This is a genomic window from Neisseria sp. P0014.S009 (genome assembly GCF_051958155.1).
GTDB lineage: Bacteria > Pseudomonadota > Gammaproteobacteria > Burkholderiales > Neisseriaceae > Neisseria > Neisseria flavescens_C.
The window spans coordinates 1-287 of sequence record NZ_JBQCVS010000103.1 but is presented as its reverse complement, the minus strand read 5'-3'; the positions used below and the strand labels follow the sequence as shown (position 1 = coordinate 287).

General features: G+C 43.9%; 1 protein-coding gene. It reads left to right on the top strand.

Features of this window, described 5'->3' with window-relative positions; all coding sequences use genetic code 11:
* On the top strand, positions 1-287 hold a 287-nt coding region (locus ACTHS4_RS11865), incomplete at both ends, for a hypothetical protein (protein ID WP_440365984.1).

Below are 287 nucleotides of genomic sequence, written 5' to 3'. Positions count from 1 at the left end.
GTATCTATGCTGTCTGCCTGTACATTAAGCAACAACAAATGGTCGAATTTTGATAACCAATCATCCCAAATCAAGCTACAGGCAAATCAAGCCGGATTGGTTTTCTATCGTGCCGATACGGGCGTAAACCCAACGGCAGTCAATATCAAAGTCAATGGTGAATACCTGTCGTCTCTCCAAGTAGGCGGTTTTGCAAAAACAGAAATTTGTGCCAAACCTACAACTTTCGAAGCGCATTACGTAGCAGCCAAGCCTGCAACAAGACTCAACGTAAGCCTAACAGAACA